The organism is Haloarcula sp. JP-L23 (assembly GCF_011602445.1).
GTDB lineage: Archaea > Halobacteriota > Halobacteria > Halobacteriales > Haloarculaceae > Haloarcula > Haloarcula pellucida.
Map to the genome: position 1 here is coordinate 1919009 of NZ_CP050014.1, position 24587 is coordinate 1943595.

Genomic DNA, 24587 nt, shown 5'->3' on the forward strand with positions numbered 1-24587 from the left:
TGAGTGGCTGTCAGAGGGACGGTCGGTTCGACCGGACGGACCCGACACACTCACGCAGGCCCAACCGGTGCGTGCTGAACCCCGGCGACGTGGACATCGATTCCGCAGTTCTCGACGGGACACCGGTCGTCGAGACGCTTTCGGACGTGTACCCCGACGGTCAGCCACATCGTCGTCGAAACGACACCGGGGCGGTGAGCGAGTGGGCGAGCGAGCAGTTCACAACCGACGCTCGGCGCTTTCGTCAGTCGAACATCCCGGTCGACATGTAGCGCTCGCCGCTGTCCCAGTAGACGGTGACGACGAGGGGGTCGTCGACGCCCGCCTCGACCAGTTCCCCGGCAACCTCGCGGGCCGCGAGATTCGACGCACCCGAGGACTGACCCACGAGGATGCCCTCCTCGCGGGCGAGGCGGCGACACTCCGCCTCGGCGTCGTCGAGTTCGACCGTTCGCACGTCGTCTATCAGGTCCACGTCGAGGTTGTCGCTGACGAACCCGGGCCCCATCCCCTGGAAACTGTCCTCGCCGGTGCCCGGTTCCATCCCCGAGAGGACGGCGTTGTCCGCCGGTTCGACGGCGACGACGTCGAGTTCGGGGAACGCCTCACGGAGTCGCCGGCCGGTGCCCGTGATGGTGCCGCCCGTGCCGACGCCGGCCACGAGGGCGTCGACGGTGCGGTCCCCGACCTGTTCGAGAATCTCCGGCCCCGTCGTCTCGTAGTGGGCCTGCGGGTTGGCCGCGTTCTCGAACTGGCGCAACTGGACGTACCCGCTCTTCTCGGTGAGTTCGTCCGCGCGGTCCTTCGCGTCGGAGATGTCGCCCTCGACGAGTTCGATGTCGGCGCCGTAGGCCCGCATAATCTCGCGGCGCTCCGGGGACTTCGAGGACGGCATCACCAGCACGACGTCGTACCCCTTCGCGGCCCCGACCATCGCCATGCCGATGCCGGTGTTACCGCTGGTCGGTTCCACGAGCGTATCGCCCGGTTCGAGGGCACCGTCTCGCTCGGCGGCCTCTATCATGAACGTCGCCGGGCGGTCCTTCGCGGAGCCACCGGGGTTGAACGACTCCACCTTCGCGGCGACTGTCGCGCCCTCGGGGGCGCGAACCGACACCAGCGGCGACCCGATGGCGTCGGTGATAGACGCGTGTAGTGTCTCGTGCATTGCTGTCGCGTACGCCACCCCCGCTTAAACCCCTAGTGGAGCCCCCGATTCCTGTGGGTGGTGCTCGTTCCCGGCAGGCTTTTCCGCCGTCTGCGCGACTGGTCGTACATGAGCGGTGCTGTCAGCGACACGTACGTCGCGGCGATTCAGCACGACCTCGCCGACCTCTCCGGCGACGAGACGCTGGTCGGCGTCGTCCGCCAACCGACCGGATGGTTCCACGCCGCCGTCGACGAGAACGTCCCCGAACTCGGCCCGCCGGCAGACCTCCTCGACGAGACGAAACGGCGTGCCGAGGACCTACAGATGCAGGGCCTCTGCGAGGAGGGCGCACACAACGCGGCGTGGGACGAGACCGACTTCGCCGACCGCTATCGGACCCACCTAGACGAGAGCGAGGCAGCCCAGCGTGCCGTCGACGACCTCTGTACGCGGGTTCGCGACGGCGAAACCGTCGTACTCGTCTGCTTCGAGGGCGAGCGCAAGCGCTGTCATCGGACGCTCCTCCGCGAACGCCTCCGTTCCCGTCTCGAACGGTACTGAACAGTCGGGGGGTTCAAGCCACTCGCCACGCTACGGGGTGCTATGAGTGAGAGCGGAACGCTCGAAACGATGGAACCGAACCCGGTCTGGGTGAAAGACGCCTACTCCGACACCGTCGACGTCCTCACCCGCCACGCCGCCGAACTGGAGTACCACGTCTGGGGCGGCGACTGGTGCAAGGACTGTCGAGCACAACTGCCGGACTTCGGTGCGGCGCTTGAAGCCGCCGACGTCCCCAAATCGAAGATTCACCACTACCCGACCGAGAAGGAAGACGACGGCTCGAAGACCGGCCCGAAGGTAGCGGAGTACGGCATCGAGTACATCCCGACCGTCGTCGTCGAACGCGACGGCGAGGAAGTCGCCCGGTTCGTCGAGGAGGAACCGGTCCCTATCGCCGTCTACCTCGCCGGCGAAATCGAATCGAAACTCGAATAACTAGTTCTGGCCCCACGAGAGCGCCGATTCGAGGTCGTGTTTCGGCGGCGAACACGCGAAGTTCCGACAGGCGTACACGGTGGGTTCGCCGTCGGCCGCGTCGCGACCCGCCCAGATCGGCGGGGCGTCGTCGACCCCCAGCGCGTCGAGCCACGCGTCGAACGTCTCGCTGTCGTCGGGCCGCCACGCCAGTAACCGCCGGGGGACGTACGTCTCGGCCAGCGTCTCCGTCCACTCGACGGGCGGGTTCGTCGGGTCACACACGAGGGTCAGTTCCAGCGACCCCTGTTCGTAGGAGTCCGCCGCGAGCGTCAACGACGCGTGCTGGAGCGGGTTCGCGGAGACGCGGTCGGCGTGCGTGCGCAGGACCTTCTCGGCCACGTCGCCGAACCGGTCGTCGTCCCTGAAGTGCGTGAGTTCCAGCAGGAGTTCGACGGCGACGCCCGTGCTGGACGGGGTCGACTGGTCGGTGAGTTCCTGTGGCCGGGCGACCAGCGCCTCGCCGCCGGTGGGGGTGAAGTACAGCGTCTCCTCGCCGTCGTCCCAGAACGCCTCGGTGACGGCTTCCGCGAGGGTCATCGCGAAGTCGAGGTGGGCCACCTCGCCCGTCGCCTCGAACAGGTCGAACGCGCCGCGAGCGAGGAACGCGTAGTCCTCCAGATAGCCGTCGATTGCCACGTCGCCGTCCTTATACCGGCGCTGGAGACGCTGTGACTCCTCGTCCCAGAGGTGTTCGCGGACGAACTCCAGCGCGTCGGCGGCCACGTCGGCGTAGTCGTCGTCCAACACGACGGCGCCCTCGGCGAGCGTCGAAATCATCAGCCCGTTCCACCCGGCCAGCACCTTCTCGTCTCGGGCCGGTCGCGGGCGGTCCTCGCGGGCTTCGAACGTCTCGTCGAGCGCCTGCCGTAGCTTCTCGGTAATCTCGTCCTCGCTCAGGTCGTACTCCTCGGCGAGGACGGGCACGGGCTTGCGAACCGCCAGCACGGTCGCACCCTCGAAGTTGCCGCGTTCTGTGACGCCGTAGTACTCACAGAAGACCTCGGCGGCCGTCTCGTCGGCGACGGCCTCGTGGACCTGTTCGGGCGTCCAGACGTAGAACGCGCCCTCCTCCGTCTCGCCGTCGGGGTTCTCGGGCGGCGCGCTCACGGCGTCCAGCGTACTGAAGAACCCCCCGTCCTCGTGCTGGAGTTCCCGCTGGACGAACGCGAACGTCTCCCGGACGACGGCGGCGTAGCGCTCGTTGCCCAGCGCCTGATAGCCGGCGAGGAAGGCCCGTGGAATCTCGGCGTTGTCGTACAGCATCTTCTCGAAGTGGGGGACGCCCCACTGCGGGTCCGTCGAGTAGCGGTGGAACCCGCCGCCGACGTGGTCGTAGAGGCCCCGGTCGGCCATCGCGTTCAGCGTCTCCTCGACGACGTTCAGGTAGTCCTCCTGACCCTCGTCGGCAGAGGCGCGCAAGAGTGCGTGGACGCGCCCGGTCTGTGGGAACTTCGGACCGCCCGAACCCCACCCACCGTTGTCTCGGTCGGCACCCCGGTGTGCGATGGTCGCCGCCGTCTGGACGAGGTTCTCTTCGGGGTCGCTCGGGTCGCCGGTCGTCGCTTCGAGGTCGCTCTCGATGGCGTCGGTCCACTGCTGGGCGCGGTTCTCCATCTCCGCGCGCTGTTCGGGGTCCAACCACGAGTTCGCGAGTCGCTGCAGCAGGTCGTGAAAGCCCGGTTGCCCGCGCTTCTCCTCGGGCGGGAAGTACGTCCCGACGTAGAACGGCTTGCCGTCGGGGGTGAGCCACGCCGACAGCGGCCACCCGCCGCCGCCGGTGACCTGCTGACAGATGCTCATGTACACCGAGTCGAGGTCCGGGCGTTCCTCTCGGTCGACTTTCACCGGGACGAAGTGCTCGTTCAGCGTCTCGGCGATCGCTTCGTCCTCGAAGCTCTCTTCCTCCATGACGTGACACCAGTGACAGGCGGCATAGCCGATCGAGAGGAAGATGGGGGCGTCTCGCTCCTGTGCTGCTTCGAGTGCCTGTTCGTCCCACGGCTGCCAGTTTACCGGGTTGTCGGCGTGCTGCCGGAGGTACGGACTCTCCTCTGCGTCGAGGCGGTTCCGTCTCGTCGGGTCGATGTCGTCGCTCATGCTAGACGGTCCGGGGGCCGAACTGAAAAGCGGCCACCTTGATCACTGACAGTGATGAAAAGACTGAAAAGTGCCAAATTATTACACATCAATCTGACATTGTACTCCTCGACGAAGGCGTGGCGATGCCGGCGAAGGACCTCTGACCGGCCCTCTCCCCGCTGTCGTCACTACGGTCGAGTGGGGAACTACCAACCGATACCTATGCTTCGAACTACAGCACTACGTACACTCGCTTTCGGGGTCGAACTGCGGTCGGTAGCACCCGGGATACCGACTCGGACCACTGTGCCGTCGTCTTCGACGATGGTGGTATGACCGTCGACGTGCGTATCGGTCTCCCGACAGACACGGTCGGGATAGCCGACGCGGTCGCCGTCGGCGAATCGACCCGCGTCGAACTCGAACCGTGTGTCTACACCGACGGCGGACTGGCGCCGTATCTCCGGGTCGAGACTGACGACCCCGATGCGTTCGACACGGCGCTCCGGGCGGACCGGGCCGTCGAGACGGCGAAGCGTCACCGGGACGACGACGGCACCGTCCGGTACCGAGTCACGTGGTCGTTCGACGAGACCGACGTGTTCTCGCTGCTGCGGGGGCACGGCGTCGTCCTCCAGCGTGCCCACGCCACGGCCTGTGAGTGGGTCTTCCGACTCCGGGCCCCCGACAGTGCTGCGCTGACGGACTTTCTCGATGCGTGCCGGGACGCCGACCTCTCGCCACGGGTCTACCGGAGCGAGGGCGTCGACTGCCGAGCAGACGGCACCGTAGCGACGGCAGACGACGGTACCACTGGTTCACCGGGCGCGTTCGAGGGTGACCCGCCGTTCCGACAGATACTCGACAACATCGAGGAGGTCGTCTGGATGAGCGACCCGGACAAAGAGGAGATAATATACGTCAATCCCGCTTACGAGGCGGTCTGGGGACAGCCCCGCGAACGCCTCTCCGAGGACCCCCTTGCGTTTCTCGACGCCGTCCACCCCGAGGACCGGGCACGGGTTCGCTCGTCACTCGACCGACAGCCGACTGGCGAGTACGACGAGGAGTACCGGATACGGCGCCCGGACGGGACGACGCGGTGGATTCGGGACCGAGCGGTGTCTATCACCGACGACGGGGGGAACGTCGTCCGCGTCGCCGGCATCGCCGAAGACATCACCGAACGGAAGGAACGCGAGCAGTTGCGGCGGACGCTCAACGAGGCCGCACAGGCGATGCTCGGGGCGACCACTAGCCAAGCGGTCGCCGAGATATCGGTCGAGACGGCCATCGACGCACTGGGGCTGACCTTCGCCTGCGTCTACGTACCCGGCGAGGAGGACGGGACCCTCCGACCGATAGCGTGCGCCGCCGACGGAGAGACACCGGACGACCTCGCCGCTGTCACCGGTTCGGCGAACCCGCTCTGGGAATCGTTCGCGAGCGGGCAATCGACGGCGTTCGACGCCTCGTTCGCGGACCGACTGCCGGTCCCGTCGCACGTCCAGCGTGGCTGGGTCGAAGCGCTCGACGAATACGGCGTGTTGGTGTTCGCGACTCGCTCCGATGCTGCCTTCGACGACCGGACCGACAGATACGCCGGCATACTGACGGCCATCACCGAGGCGGGGTTGGGACAGACCGAACGCGAAGCACGACTCGAACGGCAGAACGAGCGGCTATCCGATCTCTCTCGACTCAACGCCGTCATCAGGGACATCAACACCGAGGTCGCCACGACGACGAACCGGGACGCTATCGAGCACAACGTCTGTGAGCGGTTCGCCGTCGAGGAGTCGTACCTCGCGGCCTGTATCTGCGGCCGGTCGTCCGGCGACAGCGTCCGGATACGCAAGCGTGCCGGCACCACCGAGAGCCAGACCGACCTCGACGGTAGCGACCACGTCGACGCCCCGCTCATCAGCGACCTGATAGACACGGCGACCGCGACGGGGACTGTCCGGGTCGACCGCGACACCGACGCGCGCGGCGACGCCGGGTCGTGGTACGATACGTTCCGAGACGCGGGTTGTCGGGCCGTCGTCGCCGTCCCGCTGACGTCCGGAAACGTCGCCTACGGCGTCCTCCTGCTGTTTATTGACGACCCATCGGTGTTCGACGAGGAGTTCCTGACTGTCCTCGGCGAACTCGGACAGATGATCGGTCGCGCGATTCGCGCCGCTGAGACCCGCAAGACGCTGCTGACCGATACGGCGACCGAACTGGAGTTCGAGGTCGACGACTCGGAGATGTTCTTTCACGCCATCTCTGCCGAGTTCGACTGCCGACTCGACCTCGAAGGGCTCGTCCCGGCCGAGTCGGACCAACTCGTCTTCTACGTCGACGTCGAAGGCATCCCAGCCGAGCGGCTGGTCGAACGCGCCGAGGGATCACCGGGAATCACCTCCGTCAGGACGATTGCCGGGGGTGCGGACGGCGGCCTGTTCGAGTTCCACGTCGTCGGGGAGTCGGCGATACAGGTCCTCGCCGCGTACGGCGCGACCATACGGTCCGCGTCCGCGGACGGCGGCGTCGCCCGCATCGTCGCCGAAGTCGCGCCCGACACCGAGGTACGACCGCTCGTCTCGACCCTCGAAGACGCCTGTCCGGGGGCGACACTCGTCAGGAAAAGCGAACTGGACCGGCCCGTCAGGACCGTACAGCAGTTCCGGGAGTCGCTCGCCGATAGGCTGACCGACCGGCAGGTCGACGTCCTCCACAGCGCGTACCTCTCCGGGTACTTCGAGTGGCCACGCGAGAGCACCGCAGAAGACATCGCCGCGTCGTTCGACGTCTCCTCGTCGACGATTCACTTCCACCTCCGGAACGCACTGCGGGCCCTTCTCGAGACCTATTACGAGGAGGACCGCTACAGGACCGAGGCGTAACCGGTCGTCATCGCTGCACCGCCTGCGTCCCTGTCGCGACCCGAGGGGACGCGCACGGTCCTGACTGGATCGGTCTAGACACTTCTAGGGAACCTTTCTGTCGGACGGCACGCACCGATTCTACTGTACGCTCTCGCGGAACGAGACGGCTAACTCGGTGGTTCGTGGGCAACTGCAACCCTCCGGAGAGACGCTGCTAACATCGAACAATGCAAAGCACAAATATGACAGGTGACGACCACTATCGTGCGGACGGTTCGAGCGAAGCGCCAGCGAAGTCCGAGGAGACGGACGAACGTGCCCGTCCCGACCAGTTCCTCGACCAGTCGACAGATGCAGTGACGATCGAACTCTGGCTCCGTGAGGGGACCGGACACACCGTGCGCGACGTGCAGGCCCAGTACAGACAGCAGACGACGGCGCTCGAAACGAGCCAACAGGTCGCGGACGTCACGATTCGGACGTGGCCGACGCGGCTCTTTCGGGACCCGGACCAAGAGGCTGTGTCGGGTCCGGTCCACCGGGCGGTTCGGGAGATGGAGACGTGGGCGTCGGAGAACGGCTACAGCCTCGCCCCGGCGTTCCAGCGACGCGTCGTCCGCTCGCCCCTGTCGGGTCGCCGACGCGAGGAGGTCACGCTCCCTATCGTCTGTCTGGCCATCCACGGCGATGCGGGGCTCGAAGGCGTGTTCCCCGCCCGACACGACGGGGTGGTGTACACGGTCGAGGACTTCTACGAGGCGATTCGTGACACCGCATCCGAGGACCCAGTGACCGATTCGGCGGCCGTCGGGGCCGAATGATGACGACCGACAGCCCATCTGTCCGGACCCGACTCCTCGAAGCGCGCGTGTTCCTCGACGATGCGACGGAACAACTCGACGCCGACGACCTGACCGACGACGTGGAGGCGATCTGCGAGGACATCGACGCGGTGCTGGCCGAACTCGACGCCACAGACGAGGCGACCGACACACGGCAGTCCAGTCGGCGGTCACCGCGATGATGTCGCCGGCTTCGGACGGCGGCAGCGATACGTCGCTCTCGCGTGAGGTGGTGTACTCGCTGCTCGCGTCGCGCTGGCGACGGTACACTCTCTACTGCCTGTTCGTCTATACGACGCCGGTCTCGCTCGCGACCGTCGCCGACACCGTCGCCGAGTTCGAACACGGCGTCCCCGCCGAGACGATTCCCGACGAGCGACTGACGGTGTACATGCGACTGTATCACACGCACGTCCCGAAACTCGCGTCCGCTGGCGTCGTCGACTACGACCAGTCCGAGGATACGCTGTCGCCAGATACGGGACTGGCGCAACTGGAACCGTACCTCAGAGCAGATGCTCGCGACGACCTCGACAACCACGGTTCGTGGCCTATCGAGCGGTGAGGGGCGGGAAGAGAGCCGAGTGAGCACGGCCAGATGTAGGGCAGAAAGTTGACGCTCGCCCGTCCTGACCGACGTCAGACTGATACTGGTGGCTGTAACAAACTGAAGTAATTCGCCACCCCGGGGTGGCGAATATCTTTACGAACTTACAGCCACCAGTATGAGCCTGTTTACCGGCACCGTCGCGGTGTATGCCGGCGTAGCCCGCCGCGCCTCTTCGACGATAGCGTCGCGGTCGCTGGTCCTCACTGGGCCGACGGTCGCCGGATAGGTCTCCGTCACCGGGCTGTTCGTCACACTCACGCCGATGGTGTCCGTCGTCACCGACCGCGTCGGGGCCGATGGGACCGCCGCTACTCGGTAGACGACGACGGAGTGAGAGAGCAATACTTACATCCGAGCCCATCCGGCCTTGAGGTATGACAGAGACAGTGCTGCTGGTGGGCGGCGGTGGCCGAGAACACGCCGTCGCTCGTTCGCTCGCCGACTCCGACGCCGACCTGTACGCCTGTGCGGGCAACCGCAACCCGGGCATCGTCGCGCTGGCCGACGGGTTCGAGACGCTCGACACGACGAACCCGCAGGCCGTCACGACCTACGCTCGCGAAATCGACGCGACGCTCGCCGTCGTCGGCCCCGAGGCACCGCTCGCGGCGGGGGTCGCCGACGCCCTCGACGACGCCGGCGTCTACGCGTTCGGCCCGCAGGCCGACGAGGCCCGCATCGAGACGGACAAGGCGTTCCAGCGCCGCTTCATGCGGGAGCACGACATCCCCGGCTGTCCGGACTTCGAGACGTTCGAGGACATGGACGCCGCCTGCGAGTACATCGACGAGTACGACGGCGACCTCGCGGTCAAGCCCGCCGGCCTCACCGGCGGCAAGGGCGTCCGCGTCATCGGCGACCAGTGTACCGCCGAGGAAGCCAAGGCGTACCTCCGCGACTCGGACTACGACCGCGTCGTCCTCGAAGAGCGCCTCGTCGGCGAGGAGTTCACCGTGCAGGCGTTCGTCGCCAACGGCCAGCTCCGCGTCACGCCGGCCGTGCAGGACCACAAACGCGCCTACGAGGGCGACGAGGGACCGAACACCGGCGGGATGGGGAGTTACACCGACGCCAGCCTCGAACTCCCGTTCATGACCGAGGACGACTACAACGACGCCGTCGACGTCCTCCGCGCGACGGTGGACGCACTGGACGGCTACAAGGGCGTCCTCTACGGCCAGTTCATGCTGACCGAGACGGGGCCGCGCGTGGTCGAGTTCAACGCCCGCTTTGGCGACCCCGAGGCGATGAACACGCTCCCGGTCCTGAACACGGACTTCCTCGACGTGCTGACGGCGGCCCGGGACGACCTCTCCTTACCGCAACTGTCCTTCCGCCCGAAGGCCACCGTCTGTAAGTACGCCGTCCCCGACGGCTACCCGACCGAACCGGAGTCCGGCGCGAAGGTGACCATCGACGAGGACAACGCCGGAGAGGCCATCCTCTACTACGCCAGCGTCGACCAGCGCGAGGACGGCATCTACACGACCACCTCTCGCTCGTACGCCGTCGTCGGCGTCGCCGACACCATCAGCGAGGCCGAGGAGATAGCCGAGGGCGCGCTAGAGCGGGCCGGAACCGAGGGCCTGCGCGTCCGCCACGACATCGGCACGGCCGACCTCGTCCAGCAGCGCATCGACCACATGGACGAGATTCGCAGCGGCACGGACTGAGGCTCGCGAACCGCTTTCTCTCGCCGGACTTCGCGGAGGATTGAAGCCGACAGCCGTTCTCTGTAACGCCGTGTGCGTCGAGACAGTCGGAGTGACGGGATGTGATCGCCGGTGGCGCTGACCACGGTCGACGTCCGGTCGTCGCTGAACGTCCTCGGCCGGATACTCCAGTTGCTCGTCGTCCCGTTGGCGGTACCGGTACTGGTCGCGCTCGCCTACGGCGAGTCGCCCGTCCCGTATCTCGTCGCCATCGGCGTGACGCTGGTGGTCGGCACCGCGCTCGTGCAGTTCGAACGGGACCGCATCCACGACCGGGAGGCGTTCCTCACCGTCTCGCTGGTGTGGCTCGGAATCGCCGTCGTCGGCGCCATCCCGCTGTACGTCGAGGGGACGGGCGTGTTCGCGAGTCCGGTAAACGCGCTGTTCGAGGGAATGAGCGGCATCACGACCACGGGCGCGACGGTCATCCGCGACTTCGACGCCCACACGCAGGCCCTGCTGATGTGGCGGCAGGTCCTCCAGTGGCTCGGCGGTCTCGGCGTCCTGCTACTGGCGACGGCCGTCCTCTCGCGCCTCTCGGTCGCCGGCGCGCAGCTGATGGAGACGGAGACGCGGACGAAGGACGTCACGAAACTCACGCCGGGCATCGAGGACACGGCGAAGCTACTGGTGCTCGTCTACCTCCTGCTCACTGTCGGTGCGACGCTCGTCCTCCTCTCCCTGCACCTCCTCGGACTCGCGCCGGAGATGACCGCCTTCGACGCCGTCGCCCACGCACTGACAGCCATCGCGACTGCCGGCTTCTCGCCCCGAGCAGAGAGCGTCGGCGCGTTCTCGCCGGCGGTCCAGTGGGCCGTCACCCTGTTCATGATAATCGGTGCGACGAACTTCGTGTTGCTGTACGCGCTCCTGCGCGGCAACGCCACGAGGCTCCGGCGGAGCGAGGAGTTTCGCTTCTACCTCGGCATCCTCGGGGCCGGGACGCTACTCATCGGGGGGTTGCTGGTCGCTGACCCCCGGTTCACGGCCGACCCCGAGACGACGGCCCGGCACGCGACGTTTCAAGTCGCCTCCATCGTGACGACGACGGGCTACGCCTCGACGGACTTCAACACGTGGTCCGCGGCCGCGAAGAACGTCCTCTTCGTGGCGATGTTCAGCGGCGGGATGGCCGGCTCTACGACCTGCTCTATCAAGACGCTCCGGTGGCTCATCGTCACGAAATCCTTCTGGCGGGACCTGAACGTCTCGGCCCACCCGCGGAGCGTCCGCGCGGTGCGAGTCGGTCGCGACGTCGTCAGCGAGAGCACGATTCGGGACGTCTACGCCTACACGCTGGTCGCGCTGGTCATCTTCATCGTCGGCACCGTCCTGCTGGTGGCGGACGCCGAACGGGTCGGCGACCCCATCACGGAGTTCGAGGCGCTCTCCGCCGCGGCGTCGATGTTCTTCAACATCGGCCCGGCGTTCGGACAGGCCGGGCCGTACGGCACTTACGACGGGTTCGCACGGTCGAGTAAACTCCTGATGGTCCTCCTGATGTGGGTCGGTCGAATCGAGATAATCCCGGTGATGGTCCTACTGACGCCGACGTTCTGGCGGCGACCGTGAGCCGCCGATTCCGAGTGGTTTGATTACGACCGGGACGCAACCGGCAGGCGTGAGCGGCCCAAGACACGACGACCTCGACCGCCATCCGACGCCCGGTCCCCGCAACTCCCTGTTCTCGTGGCCGAGCGCGAAGCACCCGCTCCGCGTGATGGTCAACTACGTCGTCATCTGGATCTGCCGAGTCTCGCCCAGTCTGCAACTGAAGAACTGGCTGTTGCGACGCCTCGGTACGACCGTCGGCACCGGCGTCGCGTGGGGGTTAGAGTCGACCCCGGACGTGTTCTGGCCCGAACTCATCACCGTGCGTGACGACGCCATCGTCGGCTACGACGCCACGCTGCTCTGTCACGAGTTCTTACAGGACGAGTACCGGACCGGCGAAGTCGTCGTCGGCGAGCGAGCGATGATTGGCGCCGGCGCCGTCGTCCTCCCGGGCGTCGAGATCGGCGCCGACGCGCAGGTCGCGGCGAACTCGCTGGTCACCGAGGACGTGCCGCCCGAGACCACCGTCGCGGGCGTTCCCGCGGAACCGGTCGAGGCGACCGACTAATCGCGGACCCGGACGATGCCGGACTGCATGACCTTCTGGTTCGGGATGATGTGTTCCTTGCCCTCGCTCTCGACGTGCGTGACGAACATGTCGACCTCCTGTACGATGCCCTGCTGGTCGCCGATGACCACCTCGTCGCCGATGCTGTAGGGTTCCGTCAGCAGGAGATAGAGGCCGGCCGCGCTGGCCGCGAGCAGGTCTTTCAACGCCAGTCCCGCGAGGAAGACGATGCCGAAGGAGTACGCCGCGAGCAGGATGAGCAGGGCCATCGTCTCGACGCCGAGTTGGTCCAGCGCGACGAGGACGGCGAGGAAGAAGATGCTGTACTTGACGAGTTCCGGGAGGACGCCGGCCTCCGGGAGTTTCACGCTCCGGAGTCGCTCGGAGACGACGAGTCTGGCCTTGTCGCCGGCGATGAGTCCGATGATGATGGCAAAGACCGCGATGAACAGGTCCGGAAGGAACCCGGTAAAGCGGGTCCAGTAGGCCTCGGGATTGACGAGTTGGGCGATGTTCAGCGCGATGGTGATCGCGAGGATGTAGACGAACAGCGCCGCGAGGTTCGAGACGATACCAACCGTCGACGTCCCGAGACTCCGGGCGGTTCGCTCGAACGGCGTCCCTTCGACGGTCTCGGGCACGCCGAGTTCCCGCATGAACTCCCGCGACGCTCTCCAAACGAGGAACCCGACGAGGATTCCAAGCCCCAACACGAGCAAGGAGATGACGAGTGTCCCTTCGGGCGAGAACAGGGTCCGGATGAAGTCCGGCCAGTCGAATCCGAACTGCATACTCAGTACTCCTCGGGGTCGATTTCGAGGACGAGTTCCCCGCCTTTGAACGCTCGTACGAGTCCGTCGCTCTCCGAGAGGACGATAGCCGTCGCGTTCGTATCACGGGTGATGGCACCGCCAGCCATGTGTCTGGCCCCGAGGCCCTTCGGGATGTCAACGCCCTCGGCGGATGGTTCGAGGTAGCGGTACGCCGAGACTATCTTTCCGGCGTCGGAGATGACGAACGCGCCGTCAAGCCGCGAGAACTCCTTTAGCATCACGTTGACGATGGGGTCGCCGACGTGGACGTGAGACTTCTCGAAGGGGTTGTACGAGAGCGGTCGGGACTTGTTCATCACCTTGCCGGCGTCACCGACGACGAACAGCGCACCGACCGGTTTGCCCTTCTGGCCTTTCTTCCCGAGTTCGATGGCCACCTCGAAGACGTCCCTGACGACGCCGGGTTCGGCCCGGGAGTTGACGAACAGGTCGTAGACGCCCGAGGGCGTGAAGTCGCTCGTCTGGATGCGCGCTATCGTATTCGACGTCCCGCCCATGAATCCGCTCACGCAGACGACTTCGTCGTCTTCCCCGACGAACTCCTTGTCGAGAGCGCCCTCGATACCGAACCGGATTCGGCCTTCGAGGTCGGTGAAGTCGATGGGGAGTTCGACGAAGGATTCCGCTTCGACGGCGTTCTCCGGACCGACCACGACGACGGCTTCCTCGGCATCGGCGAACCGTTCGAAGTCCGCCGAACTCGGCGAGAAGAGGAACACCGCGTTCGCGTCTGCGACCACGTCTCCCAACAGGTCGCGCAACTCGTTCATTGTACGTATCACGATTGCAGACAGGAAAAAAGTTTGTGGGCTGTCAGCCGGTCGTCTGCCACTCGGACGACGCGTTCGTCGTCGCCCGTCGTATATTCAGACTGACAGTAGCCGGTCGAACGCCCCGCTCGCAGCGTGGGCGTGACAGTACGTCCCGACCGTCTGGTACTCCGTCAGGCCGTCGTGGTCGCCGTCGATGCCGTCGCCCCGAACCACCTCGAACGCGAACCGTGCGTCCGCGTCGACCGTCGCCGAGGAGTAGTGGAACTCGTGGCCGCGGCGCCGGGTGCCTGCGGTGGCGACTGGCGTGTCGAGAGACGCCTCTAGTTCGACGTGGTCGAGCGCCTGATACCGGTCGCACATCTCGACGTCGGCCGGCAACACGCCCGCCATCTCGTAGGTGTCGCCGTCGGCTGTCGTCAGCGTCTCCGAGAGGGCCATCAGGCCGCCACATTCGCCGTACACCGGCAGGCCGTCGGCCGCCAGCGTCCCGAGTTCGTCGAGCGTCGACGACTCGGCGAGGTCGGCGGCGTGCAGTTCCGGGTAGCCGCCCGGCAGATAGACGGCGTCGGCCTCCGGCACCGGGTCGCCCGCGAGCGGCGAGAACGTCGCGACAGTGCCCCGTTCACGGACTCGCTCGACGGTGCTGGGATAGACGAAGCAGAACGCCGCGTCGCGGGCGACGGCGACGGTGGCGCCCGTCGTCGACGGGTCGGCGGGCGAGGCGCTCGGTGGGTCGCGTGCTATCTCTGCGAACCCTTCGGCGTCGATAGTCTCACCGGCCTCGGCCAGTGCCGCCTCGTCGATGGCCGCCTCGCTCCCCATCTGGAGACCGAGGTGCCGGTCGGGGATGTCGAGGTCCGGCGTCGGCGGAATCCGACCGAGATACCGCAGTTCCTCGGGGAGTGCGTCGCGGATGCCCTCGGCGTGTCGGCCGCCGTGGGCACGCTGCGCGAGCACCCCGACCACGTCGATGTCTCGACCGATACGCTCGGCGTACTGCTGGAAGCCCAGCGCCGTGGCGCCGACGCTCTCCATCCCGGCTTTGGCGTCGACGACGAGGACGACGGGCAGGTCCAGCACCTCGGCGACGCGGGCCGTCGACGCCTTCGTCCCGTCGTAGAGGCCCATCATCCCCTCGACGACGCAGACGTCGCCCTCGCCGCGCCAGTAGGTCCGTCGCGTCCCCTCCTCGCCGGCGAGCCACGGGTCCAGCGACCGCGAGGGTTTGCCGACGAGCGCCTCGTGGTGGCTCGGGTCGATGAAGTCCGGCCCGGCCTTCGCGGGTTGTGGGTCGTAGCCCGCCTGCTCCAGCGCCGAGAGGGTCGCCAGCGTCGCCACCGTCTTCCCGACGTTCGAGGACGTGCCCGCGAGGACGACGCCCTTCACGATCGGTCACCGCCGGTCATGGCGCACCGCCGACGGTCGCCTCGTCCACGAGGTCGTCGTACACCGCGGCGAACTGCTCGCGAACGTCGGCCATCGGGACGCCGGCCCGGTCTGCCAGCGCCAGCGCGCCGCCCATCCCGACGCCCTCTTTGGCCTCGCCCGCGACGAACCGCTCCATCGCGACGTGGTCCGAACCCGCGAATCCGGGGTCTGTCACGGTCAGGCCGAGGTCGAGTCTGGCAGCGCTCTCCCGGAGATTCGCCGTCCCGTCGTCGGCGACGTAGGTCGTCGTCGCCAGCCCCAGTCGCCCCTCGTAGCCGCCGTGACGGACCAGTGCCGCAGCGGCGAGTTGCTGTGTCCCGCCGGCCAGCGTCACTGCCGTGTCCGTCTCGACGGCACCGGCGGTGAGGCCCGCCACCGTCGCCAACACGGGGTCGCCCATCCGTCGGACGGCCCGCTTCGGTTGCCCAGCGGCGTCGCCGGGTGCGAGCGAACTGGCTTCGAGTCCGGTCTCGACGACCCGTTCTTTCTGTTCGACGGGGTTCTCCGGCAGTGAGGAGGAGACCGTCGCGTCTTCACCCAGTGCTCGCAACACGCCCAGCGCAGTCGTCGTCCCGCCGGGAACCGTCTCCGCCAGCCACAGTTCGTCGGCGGGCAGTTTCCGGCCGAACTGTCTGGCCGCCTCGAAGGCGCCGTGGGCCGTCGGCACCGGGTCCTGTTCGGCGATATCTCGCCCCGGCCCGGCGCCGACAGTGACCGTCGGCGCGGCGGTCGGTTCCGCAAGGCCGCCGTCGACGACAGTCACCTCGAAGCCAAGCACCTCGCGCACTGCGCGCGTGACCAACGCCGGCGTCGGACACCCACTCGGACTCACGGGCACCGTCTCCGTCCGCACGGGCCGCCCGTACGCGAGTAGTTCCGAATCGGCTGCCGGCGTCGTCGTCATCAGGTCCGGGTCGGCACCGGCGGCGCTGATACCCTCTCTCTCCGCTGTCGCCGTCGTCCCCGCGACGAGGACGAACCGCGTTCCGTCGGGCGAGCGTTCCATACTCGCTTGGAGTAGTGCAATCCCACTTTATCCCACCGGTGCCGCCGTCGGGGCCGTGTGTCGTCCTCCCCGGCGCATGATTTAAGCGACGGGGGCCGTGACTCCCGGTATGGAGGACTTCGAAGAACTCGTGTCGTCGCTGACGCCGCGCGAGGACAACGAGGCCATCAAGTCGTACCAGAACACTACCGCCGTCGCCTGCCCGGCCTGCGAAAAACCGTTCGACGACATGGTCGTCTGCAAACAGGAGCGTACGTCCCTCAACCTCGACTTCGAGATGGACCTCTGTACGGCCATCCACGACGACAACGTCGTGCTGTTTACGCACAAGTAGCCCACCGAGGGACGGTGACTGCGGGCGTCCTCGTCAGGAACTTGTACCAACGTTGATTTGTCTGCGGCACCCCGTAGATGTATGGACGAACTTCCAGACGAGAGACAGACCGTCCTCAGAGCGCGCTCCCACCTCGAAGAGTGGACAGCAAGTGCCAGGGCACAGGCATACGCGGAACTGTTCGAGGGAGCGGACCCGCTGCTCACTGCTGACGAACGACAACTCCTCGACTCGCTCGATTCGGCACTGGAGAGACAAGGTGGCGACGGCGTCTGGGGGACCGACCAGTACGGAATCTACACGGGCGGGGCCACGAGTTCGGACGCCGCACTCGGCGTCGTCTGCGTGTATCACCCTCAGATTACCGAGGACTCGGTCCTCAGTGGCACCGACGAGCTAGACGACGAGACCGAAGAACGGCTCAACGCGGCCCTCTGGCGGTACAGCGAGCGCGTCGCCACACTCATCGAGGACGAACTCGACGAGTTTCTCCGTCGAACGCAGAGCTGATCCCGGCCGACGTTCGCCGGGTAGTCCCCGCTGTCGACTGCATCCCGTCTGCCGGTCGTCGGCGGTTTATATCCCGAGCCACTCGTCGTTCCGGACCTGATACCCGTTGGTACGACAGAACTTCGCGGCCTGCCGGCGGACTGCCCGGGACCCCGGGAGCGTCCCGTCGTCCCGTATCTGTTCGAGAACCCAGTCCCTGATGGCCTCTACCCCCTCGTCCTCGTCGTCGGCGTCGATTCCCTTGAGCGCCCGGAACGTCTTCTCGTAGGCCTCCCGCTGTGAACCATCGAGGTCGACGCCTTGCAGCGAGTCGGTCGCTTCTACGATGCGTTTTATCGCTGTGGCGACTGTCGGGCGCTGGACCAGCACGCGGACGGCAGTGGGCGAGTCGAACACCTCCGTCTCCGTGTCCGCGACCAGTTCCTCGACGGTGTAGGTTCCGTCGTCTGCCTCGACGTCCCGGTCACCGATCGCTGAGACGACGTCGGACCCCGTCGCGGGGAACGACAGCGCGTCGAGTTCCGTCTCTATCTCGTCGAGCTCTGGATCCTCGATCGGTGGCTCCGTCTCGTCCGCGCGCTCCAGTGCCACGCCCATAGCCCGCTCGCGCTGGCGTTTCTCGACGTCCCGTGCTTGCTTGTCTCGACCGCGCTTATCGTCAGCCATCCGCAATGTTAGTCGCCCGACAACCATAACCCTGTGGTTGGGTCCGCGAGTGACCGCTCGTTTGCCCGTCGTCGACACCACGGATACGCCGCTCGTTCCGGCGAAAACACCACGACACGGACCCGGGGCCGAACGTGGGGATCGGAGTTGCACTCGACAGCGAGACTCACTCCGGTCGTCTCGCGTCGTTCGACACCGCTCGTCACGAGTGCTGCTCACGGTATCGTTCGCTCATGCGCGGGACCGGATTTGAACCGGCGGACCCCTACGGGATAGCGTCCTAAGCGCTACGCCTTTTCCTGGCTCGGCAACCCGCGCGCAGTCACTCGTTCCGGCGAGGTCATCAAGAACCCTTCGTTTGCGGGCCGGGACGTGACCGTCGGGAACGCTAGCGAGGCCATCCCGACGTCGCGCCGTGCCCGGCTACCGTCGCGTCCCAACAGCGACGGGTCAACTCCGATAGCGATGTCCGTTCTCTCTCGCTGCCGGGTCAGGGTAGCGATGACCGGGACGCCGCCCGTGTTGCTCCCGTCAGCCGACGGCTGGTGGCGCACCGAACCAAATTATTAAATATGATGTATGTTGGATAACATTTATACCCCGACAGGAGAGTGTATGCCGTATCGAGAGCGAAGAGGATGTCTCACCCGACTCGCCACCGCACGACGCCGTCCGAACCAAACGGTCAGTCGTCACTACACCCGATTATCGACGCTCCGTCGGTCGTGGTATTCGACGAGTCCATCCGCCGGGAGCTTTACGAGAAGTGGCTCGCGGATACGATATCCGTCCATACCCCTACGTCGTGTGCCGAGGCGAAAGAAGCCATCAGCGAGACGACGGCCGTCGCTATCGTCCGGCACGAACTCTCCACGGAGTTGCGTGAGCGGCTAGCGACGCTGTTGTGGCGGCTGGCTCCACAGAGTCGTGTGGTGTTTGCCACGTCCAGCCACCTCCCCGTGTATAATACGACGCCGACGGCGCAGGTCCATCTGTCAGAGCCCATCGACAGAAAGCTGTTACGCGATGCCGTCCTCGGACAGGCACGAATCGCTGTTTACTCGGTGGCGCTGGCCGAATACTATCGGCGGACGACACACCTCGCCGGGATACGACTCGACTCCACGGTCAGTGACGATGTCCGCGACGAGATCGAAGCGGCTGCCGAGGCATTATCGTCTGTCGTCAATGGTCTGGGGGCCAAACTGACGGCCGACGAGCGTCGTGAGGTGTTGGATTTGCTCGTCGACGAGGCTGATGGAGAACCGATCGAATCCGCTGTCACGGAGTCGAAGTACCGTCCCGAAGCATGCACCGGGTGCGACGATTCTCGGACTGGACAGGACGCGTTCAGAGACCTCGGCGCGTACGTCTGGGAGTGTAAATCGTGCGGGACAGTCTACGAGCGCTCGGCGGCAGCCAATCGCCGAGTCGCAAAACGGTAGCCCCGACCGGAGACGTGACCGATGGCGACGAAGATTTAGGTAGGCTCAGCGAGAACCCCACGCCATGTATCGCGCCAGCGACCGAGTCGAACAGGACGCGTGGCTGTCCGAGATCGAGACGGCCGCAGAGACGCTAGACCTCGGGACGCAGGCGCGGTCCCACGCCGTCGACCTCTTTCTATCGACGCTTCCGGACGAAGACCGCTCGAAGCGAGCGACGATGGCAGCCAGCGTCTACGTCGGCGCACTCGTCGCCGGCGAGGAACGGTCCCAGTCAGCCGTCGCCGACGCCACCGACGTCTCCCGGTTGACGATACAACAGCGCTGGAAGGACTTGCTAGAGCATGCTGGGCTGGAAGCGCCCGACTGGTAACTACGAGGGTTGCCCGCGGCCTTCGCGTTCGGGCGTCAGGTTCCCGTGCTCGTCGATTTCGCCGTTGACGATGCGAGTAGAGGAGATGATGTCGCCGTCGTCGGCGTGGACGTGCGGGACGACCTCGATTTCGAGCGGGTCGTAGCCGCGTTCGCGTCGAATCTCGTTGATACGCTTGCCGCCGGTCTCCGTCTCCGGCGAGACGACGAGGACGTCGAACTGGGGTTCTGTCGCGATACCGGTCGGTTCGGAGAGTTCGCGAATCTCCCAGTCCTGTCCCGTCTCCTCGGCGAGCGTCGACAGTTCCGCGTCGAGGTCGGCACGTCGGTCGGCGAACGAGCGGACGTGACGCTCGTCGTGGCGGGTCTTCGGTGCGAGGTCGTCACTGGTGAGCCCGACTGTCACGTCACCGAGTTCGAACGCACGCTCGAACAGCGCGCGGTGTCCATCGTGAATGGGATCGAACGTCCCACCCAGTGCGACCATCATATCCCCGGCAACGGCGTCGTCCGATTTAGTGGTGTCGTCTTCCCCAACCATCGAGAAAACGTCACACGGGTCCAGACAGCGACCCAGTCTCCGATTACGCTTCGTCGGCGTCTTCGTCGTCTTCGTCGTCGGCGTCTTCGACGGAGATGGTGACCGGTTCGTCACCGGACAGCGGTTCGTCGTCGCCCCCGAGGTGGTCGTCTAAGTTGAACACGGTGTTCAGTTCCGACTGGATGTCCCCGACGACGGTGTTGACGAGTTCGCTCGGCGAAATCGCGCTGTACTCGTAGGGGTTGTTGCCAGCGCCGTCGCTCTCGCGTTTCTGGCGGGTGACCGTCCCCTCCTCGTGCAGCGCCGCGAGCGCCTCTCGAACGGTACTCGGATAGAGGCCGGTCGCCTCGGATATTTCGTCGCTCGTACTCTCGGGGTTCTGACGCAGACTGACGTAAATCCGCGCGCGGGTCTCGGTGTCCAGTAGCCAGGCGAGCAAGTCGACGATGCCCTCGTCGAACTGCTCGACTGCGCGGTCGGCTTCCTGCTCGATTCGTTCGCGCACGTCTCCTGTCTCCTCGGTTTCTTCGTGTGGGTCGTCTGCAGACATGCGTTGTCTCTGTGAGGACGAAAGTGACTTTCGGATAAAAACCTTGCCTCGGGGTAGTGAGCGGCGGCGACTGCACTACGGCGACGACCGGACGAGTCGTCGAGCGACGCGAGTCTGCACCAACCAGAACCATTCATCTCAAACGTGCAGGAACGATGTGCGTTTCTACAGATCGACGAGGAGCGCACTTAAACAACACCGAATACACGGTCTGACTATCGCCGGTGAGAGTGACCCACTACTATTTTAGTACAGTACTCAATAGAATACATCGTCGCACAGCAAGACCGAGTAACCGTTATCGTCGGCGACCCGCGAACGATATCTGCGTGTACAACGGGACATCGGGCTGTGGGACGAGGCCACGGTCGAGGATGCCACTCCTGATGGGTGTGGGGGCACCTGGAGTAGTGGTGGCAGCCAAAGCCCTTCGTCACGGTGTCGGTGGCGTTCCGGTACAGCAACCGGATACGGCGTCAATAGTCGAGCAGCAGCGACTCACAGAGCGCGGCGACACCCTCCTCACGACGGATTCGCCGCTGCCGGGTCGCCCCGCTCTCTCCGTCGAGGAGTTCCCACAGGCCATCGACGTCTAGTCTATCGCATTCGCGTGCGACGATGTCCTCTAGCGGGAGCGTTTCGCCGGGGTTTCGCGTGAGGAGAGAGGCCGACTGGCCGTGCCGAATGGCGCGCCACTTGTTCTCGTCTAGGAGTTCCCGACGGAGTCGCGTCGACGGTTCGCCGTCCTCGTAGCGGTCCGTGAGGTCTTCGACGAGGGCGTGGACGTACTCGACGAACGCGAGGACGGTATCAGGGTCGGCCTGTCCGTCGGGTGCGCGGACCTCGACGGTGCCGTGGCCAGAGTGGGGTCGCACGTCGAACCAGAGTTCGCCCCGGTCGTCGATGCTGTCGCTGTCGAGCATCCACCGCTCGTAGCGTTCGAACGCCTCGTAGTCCTCGAAGGCCGTCGGCATCCCGGTGTTGGGCAGTGCTTCGAATATCTTCGCTCTGGCGGACTGCAAACCCGTATCGAACCCGTTCCAGTACGGTGAGTTCGCGGACAACGCGAGCATGACGGGCACGTACCACCGAAGTTCGTTCGCGACCCAGACCGCCTTGTCCGGGTCGTCGACGCCGACGTGGACGTGCAGGCCCGCCGTCGTGTTCCGGTGTTGCGGGTACTGGATGCGGTCCAGTTGGGCCCGATAGCGGGGCTTCGCTGCGTGTTCGAGTTCCCGCCACTTCGCGAGCGGGTGGAGGCCGGCGGCGGCGATGCCGAACCCGTTCCGGTCGGCGTGGTCAGCCAGTGCCTCCCGTACTGCGAGTAACTGCTCGCGGGCGTCGCTCGGGTCCTCGATGAGCGGCGTCTGCGTCTCGATGACGCACTTGAATAGCTCGTGGTCTAAGCGACCCTCCAGTAGTTCCGGCGGCGCTGCCTCGTAGACGAGTTCGTCCGTCCCGGACGTCGGCCGACCGTAGTCGTCGACGACGTAGAACTCCTCTTCGATGCCCAACGTACTCATCCGGGTGAAGTTCTCGGGAGACCCCGTCTCATCCATCGACTGGTGCATGGCAACCGACGCGCTAAAGCCTTCCGTCCGGGCCCGACGACCGCTCACTACCGCTCCGGTCGAGCGACGACGCCGAGGTGGTCGTCGTGGTACGGCGTGAGTCGTTCGGTCGCCACGACGTCGTAGGCCGCGTCGATGTCTGCCAGTACCTCGTCGAACACGTCCTCGGGGTCGGCGGTCACGTCCTCGCTCCGGGCCTTGATGGCGGCCAGTAGATAGCCGTCGTCGGCAAGGAACTGCCGGTTCAGCGTCGCGACGCGCCCCTGTCCCCGGGTGGCGACGTCCTGTACGAGTACGTCGACCGGTTCGACCACGTGTGCGTACGTCTCGGGCTTTCTGGCGTCCTTCAGGAGGGGAAAGAGGTTGGAGCGGCGCTCGGCTACGTCAAGGAGGTCACGCGTCGGTCGGGGAGCAAACTCGACGGCGTAGGTGGGGCCGCCGAAGTCGGCGACGTGGCTGACCGTCGTGCCGGCGGCGGCGCCCAGATACAGCGTGGTCTGGTCGGCGGTCAGCCCCGTCTCCATCCCGAGTTCCAGCATCGCGCCGAGTTTCGAGCGGTGTGGGTCCCAGCGGCGCCACTCCCCGTCGGTTCGCTCGCCGTATTCGGGGTGGCCACGCGTGGCGATGCTGGTCGTCCCGTCGAAGTCGTGTCGAGAGACGCCGTCGGGGAGGCTCATTCGCCGTCACCCCCGCGCGTGCGGATACGCTCGATGCGCTCGTCGAGCTCCGCTTCGAGGTCTGGCCGCAGGTCACCGCTGTAGTGGTCGACGCGCGCAGCGATGCTCAACTTCCCGGCCAGCGCTCGCGCGGCCGACCCCCGCTCCTCGGGACGGGTTCCGCTGACGTACTCGTGTGTGAAGATGATGCCGTGCTTCGGCGACGGCGCGCCGCCCCGGAGGTGGGCAAACAGGGCGTCCTCCGCCCCGAGCACCTGTACGGTGCCGCTGGGCTGTTTGGCGAGCGATTCGAGGCCACCCGCCAGCGAGATGAGACGGGCCGCAAGCACTGGCCCGGCCAACGCCGAGAGATTCGGCGCGACGGCCGGCGCCGTCTGTTCGATGTACGTCCGCAGGTTGTCGGCCTCGTCGGCGACGGCGACGGTCCGTTCGGCGAGCGACTGGAGGGCGACGTCACCTTCGTCTACGGTTTCGCGCTCGACGACGTCCCGTGCGAAGTCGACGCCGCTGCCGCCCTCGCCGTACCGACTGCCCGCCCACTCCGCGACCCGTTCGGCGAGTTCGTTGGCCGTCCGCTCGCAGTCGGCCATCGCCCGAATCGCGTGGACGAGTTGCTGGTCGTCGGCGGTCTCACGCTCCGCGACGGCGGCCCGCGTCGCCGTCATCGTCGCCGCGTGCAACTGGTCGTAGTAGTCGTCCTCGTCGCTCGCGAACCCGGCGTCGACGGCCTGCTGGGGCCACACCTCGGGCCCGTCGGCCCGGCCTGTTCTGATACGCTCGGCCGCGGCCGCCTCGTCACCGGACTCTACGCCGGCGAACCACCCGTCTGTCATACTCTCCGGTGTGCACCCGACGCGAAAAAGCCCCGCGGTTGGGCGGGCAGGACTCGGAAACGGACGGCAAAATAGCGATATCGTGCGTATCACGTCCTCTATCGGGCGTTTGCTATCACGTGTCCATACTCCTTTATCATCTCGCCCGACGTATTAGGATGTGTTATGAGAGGACGACGATACCCCTTCGACAACATGGACCGACTGTTCGACCAGATGCGAAGCGACATGTTCGGCTCGTGGAACACACCCGCCTTCGGAGACGAAACCGGCTTCGAAGACGAGGGCGGGTGGGACGCCGGCGTCTCCATCGAGGAGACCGACGACGGCTTCGTGGTACTCGCGGACCTTCCGGGGTTCGAACGCGACGAACTCTCCCTGCGCCTCCACGACGACGAACTCCACCTGAGCGGCGAACACGAGGTGGGCGACGGGATGGGCTACCGCAGCAGAACGGTCACGGAGTCCATCACGCTCCCGGCCCACGTCGACCCCGAAGACGCCAGCGCGACCTACCGCAACGGCGTCCTCGAAGTCCGCTTCACCGTCGACGAGGACGAGGAGATAACGGGCTCGAACATCGACATCGAGTGATTCACCCGGGTCCCCAGTTGGTTGC

29 protein-coding genes and 1 tRNA gene are annotated in these 24587 nt (G+C 66.1%); 15 read left to right on the top strand and 15 right to left on the bottom strand.

The features are described 5' to 3' along the window. Window positions 1–89 precede the first annotated feature (89 nt). Entirely contained in the window at window positions 90–272 is a 183-nt protein-coding gene (locus G9465_RS09890) for a hypothetical protein (protein WP_166969479.1), read from the top strand. Here G9465_RS09890 and G9465_RS09895 read toward each other — a convergent pair. Next, window positions 245–1168 (bottom strand): PLP-dependent cysteine synthase family protein, encoded by a 924-nt coding sequence (locus tag G9465_RS09895; RefSeq protein WP_166969481.1) that lies wholly within the window; start codon window positions 1166–1168, stop codon window positions 245–247. The genes G9465_RS09890 and G9465_RS09895 overlap by 28 nt on opposite strands. Before the next feature lie 108 nt (window positions 1169–1276). Here G9465_RS09895 and G9465_RS09900 point away from each other — a divergent pair, with 108 nt between their 5' ends. Continuing rightward, window positions 1277–1711: a DUF488 family protein gene (locus tag G9465_RS09900; RefSeq protein ID WP_166969483.1), complete on the top strand. Its 435-nt coding sequence runs from the start codon at window positions 1277–1279 to the stop codon at window positions 1709–1711. Window positions 1712–1753: 42 nt separating this feature from the next. Continuing rightward, complete coding sequence (locus tag G9465_RS09905; RefSeq protein WP_166969485.1) at window positions 1754–2149, top strand: thioredoxin family protein; 396 nt, start codon at window positions 1754–1756, stop codon at window positions 2147–2149. On the opposite strand, the gene G9465_RS09910 is transcribed toward G9465_RS09905, so the two are convergent. Beyond that, entirely contained in the window at window positions 2150–4288 is a 2139-nt protein-coding gene (locus G9465_RS09910) for a thioredoxin domain-containing protein (protein ID WP_166969487.1), read from the bottom strand. 314 nt (window positions 4289–4602) lie between these two features. On the opposite strand from G9465_RS09910, the gene G9465_RS09915 reads away from it, so the two are divergent. The 4 genes from G9465_RS09915 to G9465_RS09930 all read left to right on the top strand — a co-directional run bounded on the left by G9465_RS09915 (window position 4603) and on the right by G9465_RS09930 (window position 8550). Next, a complete protein-coding gene (locus tag G9465_RS09915) occupies window positions 4603–7161 on the top strand; it encodes a bacterio-opsin activator domain-containing protein (RefSeq protein WP_166969489.1) in 2559 nt (852 codons plus the stop codon). Between the two features lie 224 nt (window positions 7162–7385). Further along, window positions 7386–7964: an HTH domain-containing protein gene (locus G9465_RS09920; RefSeq protein WP_166969491.1), complete on the top strand. Its 579-nt coding sequence runs from the start codon at window positions 7386–7388 to the stop codon at window positions 7962–7964. Next, window positions 7964–8167, top strand: a complete 204-nt coding sequence (locus G9465_RS09925; protein ID WP_166969493.1) for a hypothetical protein — start codon at window positions 7964–7966, stop codon at window positions 8165–8167. Before G9465_RS09920 ends, G9465_RS09925 begins: the two co-directional genes overlap by 1 nt. Then, window positions 8164–8550, top strand: coding sequence for a hypothetical protein (locus G9465_RS09930; RefSeq protein ID WP_166969495.1), 387 nt, complete (start codon window positions 8164–8166; stop codon window positions 8548–8550). The genes G9465_RS09925 and G9465_RS09930 overlap by 4 nt, the downstream gene beginning before the upstream one ends. 138 nt (window positions 8551–8688) lie before the next feature. Here the strand turns inward: G9465_RS09930 and G9465_RS09935 are convergent, their stop codons facing one another. Beyond that, window positions 8689–8874 (bottom strand): hypothetical protein, encoded by a 186-nt coding sequence (locus G9465_RS09935; RefSeq protein ID WP_166969497.1) that lies wholly within the window; start codon window positions 8872–8874, stop codon window positions 8689–8691. A 95-nt stretch (window positions 8875–8969) separates the two neighbouring features. On the opposite strand from G9465_RS09935, the gene purD reads away from it, so the two are divergent. From purD to G9465_RS09950, 3 genes are all read left to right on the top strand, one after another. Further along, entirely contained in the window at window positions 8970–10268 is a 1299-nt protein-coding gene (gene purD / locus G9465_RS09940) for a phosphoribosylamine--glycine ligase (RefSeq protein WP_166969499.1), read from the top strand. 111 nt (window positions 10269–10379) lie between these two features. After that, window positions 10380–11879 (top strand): TrkH family potassium uptake protein, encoded by a 1500-nt coding sequence (locus G9465_RS09945; RefSeq protein ID WP_166969501.1) that lies wholly within the window; start codon window positions 10380–10382, stop codon window positions 11877–11879. 49 nt (window positions 11880–11928) lie between these two features. Beyond that, entirely contained in the window at window positions 11929–12429 is a 501-nt protein-coding gene (locus G9465_RS09950) for a DapH/DapD/GlmU-related protein (RefSeq protein WP_227015518.1), read from the top strand. Here G9465_RS09950 and G9465_RS09955 read toward each other — a convergent pair. From G9465_RS09955 to G9465_RS09970, 4 genes are all read right to left on the bottom strand, one after another. Beyond that, complete coding sequence (locus G9465_RS09955; protein ID WP_166969503.1) at window positions 12426–13220, bottom strand: mechanosensitive ion channel domain-containing protein; 795 nt, start codon at window positions 13218–13220, stop codon at window positions 12426–12428. The two genes, G9465_RS09950 and G9465_RS09955, sit on opposite strands and share 4 nt — an antisense overlap. 2 nt (window positions 13221–13222) lie before the next feature. After that, on the bottom strand, window positions 13223–14032 hold the full coding sequence (gene dacZ, locus G9465_RS09960; protein WP_166969505.1) for a diadenylate cyclase DacZ: 810 nt from the start codon (window positions 14030–14032) through the stop codon (window positions 13223–13225). Between the two features lie 96 nt (window positions 14033–14128). Next, window positions 14129–15421, bottom strand: coding sequence for a cobyrinic acid a,c-diamide synthase (locus tag G9465_RS09965; RefSeq protein WP_166969507.1), 1293 nt, complete (start codon window positions 15419–15421; stop codon window positions 14129–14131). Window positions 15422–15437: 16 nt separating this feature from the next. Further along, window positions 15438–16469: a nicotinate-nucleotide--dimethylbenzimidazole phosphoribosyltransferase gene (locus tag G9465_RS09970; RefSeq protein WP_166969512.1), complete on the bottom strand. Its 1032-nt coding sequence runs from the start codon at window positions 16467–16469 to the stop codon at window positions 15438–15440. 109 nt (window positions 16470–16578) lie between these two features. Here G9465_RS09970 and G9465_RS09975 point away from each other — a divergent pair, with 109 nt between their 5' ends. Further along, window positions 16579–16803: a hypothetical protein gene (locus tag G9465_RS09975; RefSeq protein WP_166969514.1), complete on the top strand. Its 225-nt coding sequence runs from the start codon at window positions 16579–16581 to the stop codon at window positions 16801–16803. Window positions 16804–16884: 81 nt separating this feature from the next. Then, a complete protein-coding gene (locus tag G9465_RS09980; RefSeq protein WP_166969516.1) occupies window positions 16885–17313 on the top strand; it encodes a hypothetical protein in 429 nt (142 codons plus the stop codon). Between the two features lie 66 nt (window positions 17314–17379). Here the strand turns inward: G9465_RS09980 and G9465_RS09985 are convergent, their stop codons facing one another. The 3 genes from G9465_RS09985 to G9465_RS09995 form a co-directional block, all read right to left on the bottom strand. Next, window positions 17380–17979, bottom strand: coding sequence for a hypothetical protein (locus G9465_RS09985; protein ID WP_166969518.1), 600 nt, complete (start codon window positions 17977–17979; stop codon window positions 17380–17382). Window positions 17980–18213: 234 nt separating this feature from the next. After that, window positions 18214–18297: transfer RNA gene (locus tag G9465_RS09990), tRNA-Leu, on the bottom strand. Then, window positions 18267–18533 carry a hypothetical protein gene (locus tag G9465_RS09995; RefSeq protein WP_166969520.1) on the bottom strand — a complete coding sequence of 89 codons (267 nt, stop codon included), beginning with the start codon at window positions 18531–18533 and terminating at the stop codon, window positions 18267–18269. The genes G9465_RS09990 and G9465_RS09995 overlap by 31 nt, the downstream gene beginning before the upstream one ends. Window positions 18534–18704: 171 nt before the next feature. Between G9465_RS09995 and G9465_RS10000 the strand changes: the two genes are divergently transcribed. Continuing rightward, the gene (locus G9465_RS10000; RefSeq protein ID WP_166969522.1) at window positions 18705–19424 is read left to right on the top strand and encodes a hypothetical protein; all 720 of its coding nucleotides are present in this window, start codon (window positions 18705–18707) and stop codon (window positions 19422–19424) included. Between the two features lie 64 nt (window positions 19425–19488). Next, window positions 19489–19797: a transcription initiation factor IIB family protein gene (locus G9465_RS10005; protein WP_166969524.1), complete on the top strand. Its 309-nt coding sequence runs from the start codon at window positions 19489–19491 to the stop codon at window positions 19795–19797. Here the strand turns inward: G9465_RS10005 and G9465_RS10010 are convergent, their stop codons facing one another. The 5 genes from G9465_RS10010 to G9465_RS10030 form a co-directional block, all read right to left on the bottom strand. Then, on the bottom strand, window positions 19798–20286 hold the full coding sequence (locus G9465_RS10010) for a phosphopantetheine adenylyltransferase (protein WP_166972996.1): 489 nt from the start codon (window positions 20284–20286) through the stop codon (window positions 19798–19800). Window positions 20287–20380: 94 nt separating this feature from the next. Continuing rightward, window positions 20381–20887, bottom strand: a complete 507-nt coding sequence (locus G9465_RS10015) for a helix-turn-helix domain-containing protein (RefSeq protein WP_166969527.1) — start codon at window positions 20885–20887, stop codon at window positions 20381–20383. A gap of 476 nt (window positions 20888–21363) precedes the next feature. Then, window positions 21364–22446: a glutamate--cysteine ligase gene (locus G9465_RS10020; protein ID WP_166969529.1), complete on the bottom strand. Its 1083-nt coding sequence runs from the start codon at window positions 22444–22446 to the stop codon at window positions 21364–21366. A gap of 59 nt (window positions 22447–22505) precedes the next feature. Next, the gene (locus tag G9465_RS10025) at window positions 22506–23135 is read right to left on the bottom strand and encodes a fibrillarin-like rRNA/tRNA 2'-O-methyltransferase (RefSeq protein WP_166969531.1); all 630 of its coding nucleotides are present in this window, start codon (window positions 23133–23135) and stop codon (window positions 22506–22508) included. Next, on the bottom strand, window positions 23132–23968 hold the full coding sequence (locus G9465_RS10030; RefSeq protein ID WP_166969533.1) for an NOP5/NOP56 family protein: 837 nt from the start codon (window positions 23966–23968) through the stop codon (window positions 23132–23134). Before G9465_RS10030 ends, G9465_RS10025 begins: the two co-directional genes overlap by 4 nt. A 165-nt stretch (window positions 23969–24133) precedes the next feature. Between G9465_RS10030 and G9465_RS10035 the strand changes: the two genes are divergently transcribed. Beyond that, entirely contained in the window at window positions 24134–24562 is a 429-nt protein-coding gene (locus G9465_RS10035) for an Hsp20/alpha crystallin family protein (protein WP_166969535.1), read from the top strand. The last annotated feature ends 25 nt before the right edge of the window (window positions 24563–24587 follow it).

Coding starts and splice junctions, on each gene's coding strand:
- G9465_RS09970 (WP_166969512.1), bottom strand. CDS start 16,469: ATGGAACGCTCGCCCGACGGAACGCGGTTCGTCCTCGTCGCGGGGACG.
- G9465_RS09900 (WP_166969483.1), top strand. CDS start 1,277: ATGAGCGGTGCTGTCAGCGACACGTACGTCGCGGCGATTCAGCACGAC.
- G9465_RS09895 (WP_166969481.1), bottom strand. CDS start 1,168: ATGCACGAGACACTACACGCGTCTATCACCGACGCCATCGGGTCGCCG.
- G9465_RS09925 (WP_166969493.1), top strand. CDS start 7,964: ATGACGACCGACAGCCCATCTGTCCGGACCCGACTCCTCGAAGCGCGC.
- G9465_RS10035 (WP_166969535.1), top strand. CDS start 24,134: ATGAGAGGACGACGATACCCCTTCGACAACATGGACCGACTGTTCGAC.
- G9465_RS09910 (WP_166969487.1), bottom strand. CDS start 4,288: ATGAGCGACGACATCGACCCGACGAGACGGAACCGCCTCGACGCAGAG.
- G9465_RS10010 (WP_166972996.1), bottom strand. CDS start 20,286: ATGATGGTCGCACTGGGTGGGACGTTCGATCCCATTCACGATGGACAC.
- G9465_RS09955 (WP_166969503.1), bottom strand. CDS start 13,220: ATGCAGTTCGGATTCGACTGGCCGGACTTCATCCGGACCCTGTTCTCG.
- G9465_RS10005 (WP_166969524.1), top strand. CDS start 19,489: ATGTATCGCGCCAGCGACCGAGTCGAACAGGACGCGTGGCTGTCCGAG.
- G9465_RS10030 (WP_166969533.1), bottom strand. CDS start 23,968: ATGACAGACGGGTGGTTCGCCGGCGTAGAGTCCGGTGACGAGGCGGCC.
- G9465_RS10025 (WP_166969531.1), bottom strand. CDS start 23,135: ATGAGCCTCCCCGACGGCGTCTCTCGACACGACTTCGACGGGACGACC.
- G9465_RS09985 (WP_166969518.1), bottom strand. CDS start 17,979: ATGGCTGACGATAAGCGCGGTCGAGACAAGCAAGCACGGGACGTCGAG.
- purD (WP_166969499.1), top strand. CDS start 8,970: ATGACAGAGACAGTGCTGCTGGTGGGCGGCGGTGGCCGAGAACACGCC.
- G9465_RS09930 (WP_166969495.1), top strand. CDS start 8,164: ATGATGTCGCCGGCTTCGGACGGCGGCAGCGATACGTCGCTCTCGCGT.
- G9465_RS09905 (WP_166969485.1), top strand. CDS start 1,754: ATGAGTGAGAGCGGAACGCTCGAAACGATGGAACCGAACCCGGTCTGG.
- dacZ (WP_166969505.1), bottom strand. CDS start 14,032: ATGAACGAGTTGCGCGACCTGTTGGGAGACGTGGTCGCAGACGCGAAC.
- G9465_RS10015 (WP_166969527.1), bottom strand. CDS start 20,887: ATGTCTGCAGACGACCCACACGAAGAAACCGAGGAGACAGGAGACGTG.
- G9465_RS09980 (WP_166969516.1), top strand. CDS start 16,885: ATGGACGAACTTCCAGACGAGAGACAGACCGTCCTCAGAGCGCGCTCC.
- G9465_RS09975 (WP_166969514.1), top strand. CDS start 16,579: ATGGAGGACTTCGAAGAACTCGTGTCGTCGCTGACGCCGCGCGAGGAC.
- G9465_RS09915 (WP_166969489.1), top strand. CDS start 4,603: ATGACCGTCGACGTGCGTATCGGTCTCCCGACAGACACGGTCGGGATA.
- G9465_RS10020 (WP_166969529.1), bottom strand. CDS start 22,446: ATGGATGAGACGGGGTCTCCCGAGAACTTCACCCGGATGAGTACGTTG.
- G9465_RS09920 (WP_166969491.1), top strand. CDS start 7,386: ATGACAGGTGACGACCACTATCGTGCGGACGGTTCGAGCGAAGCGCCA.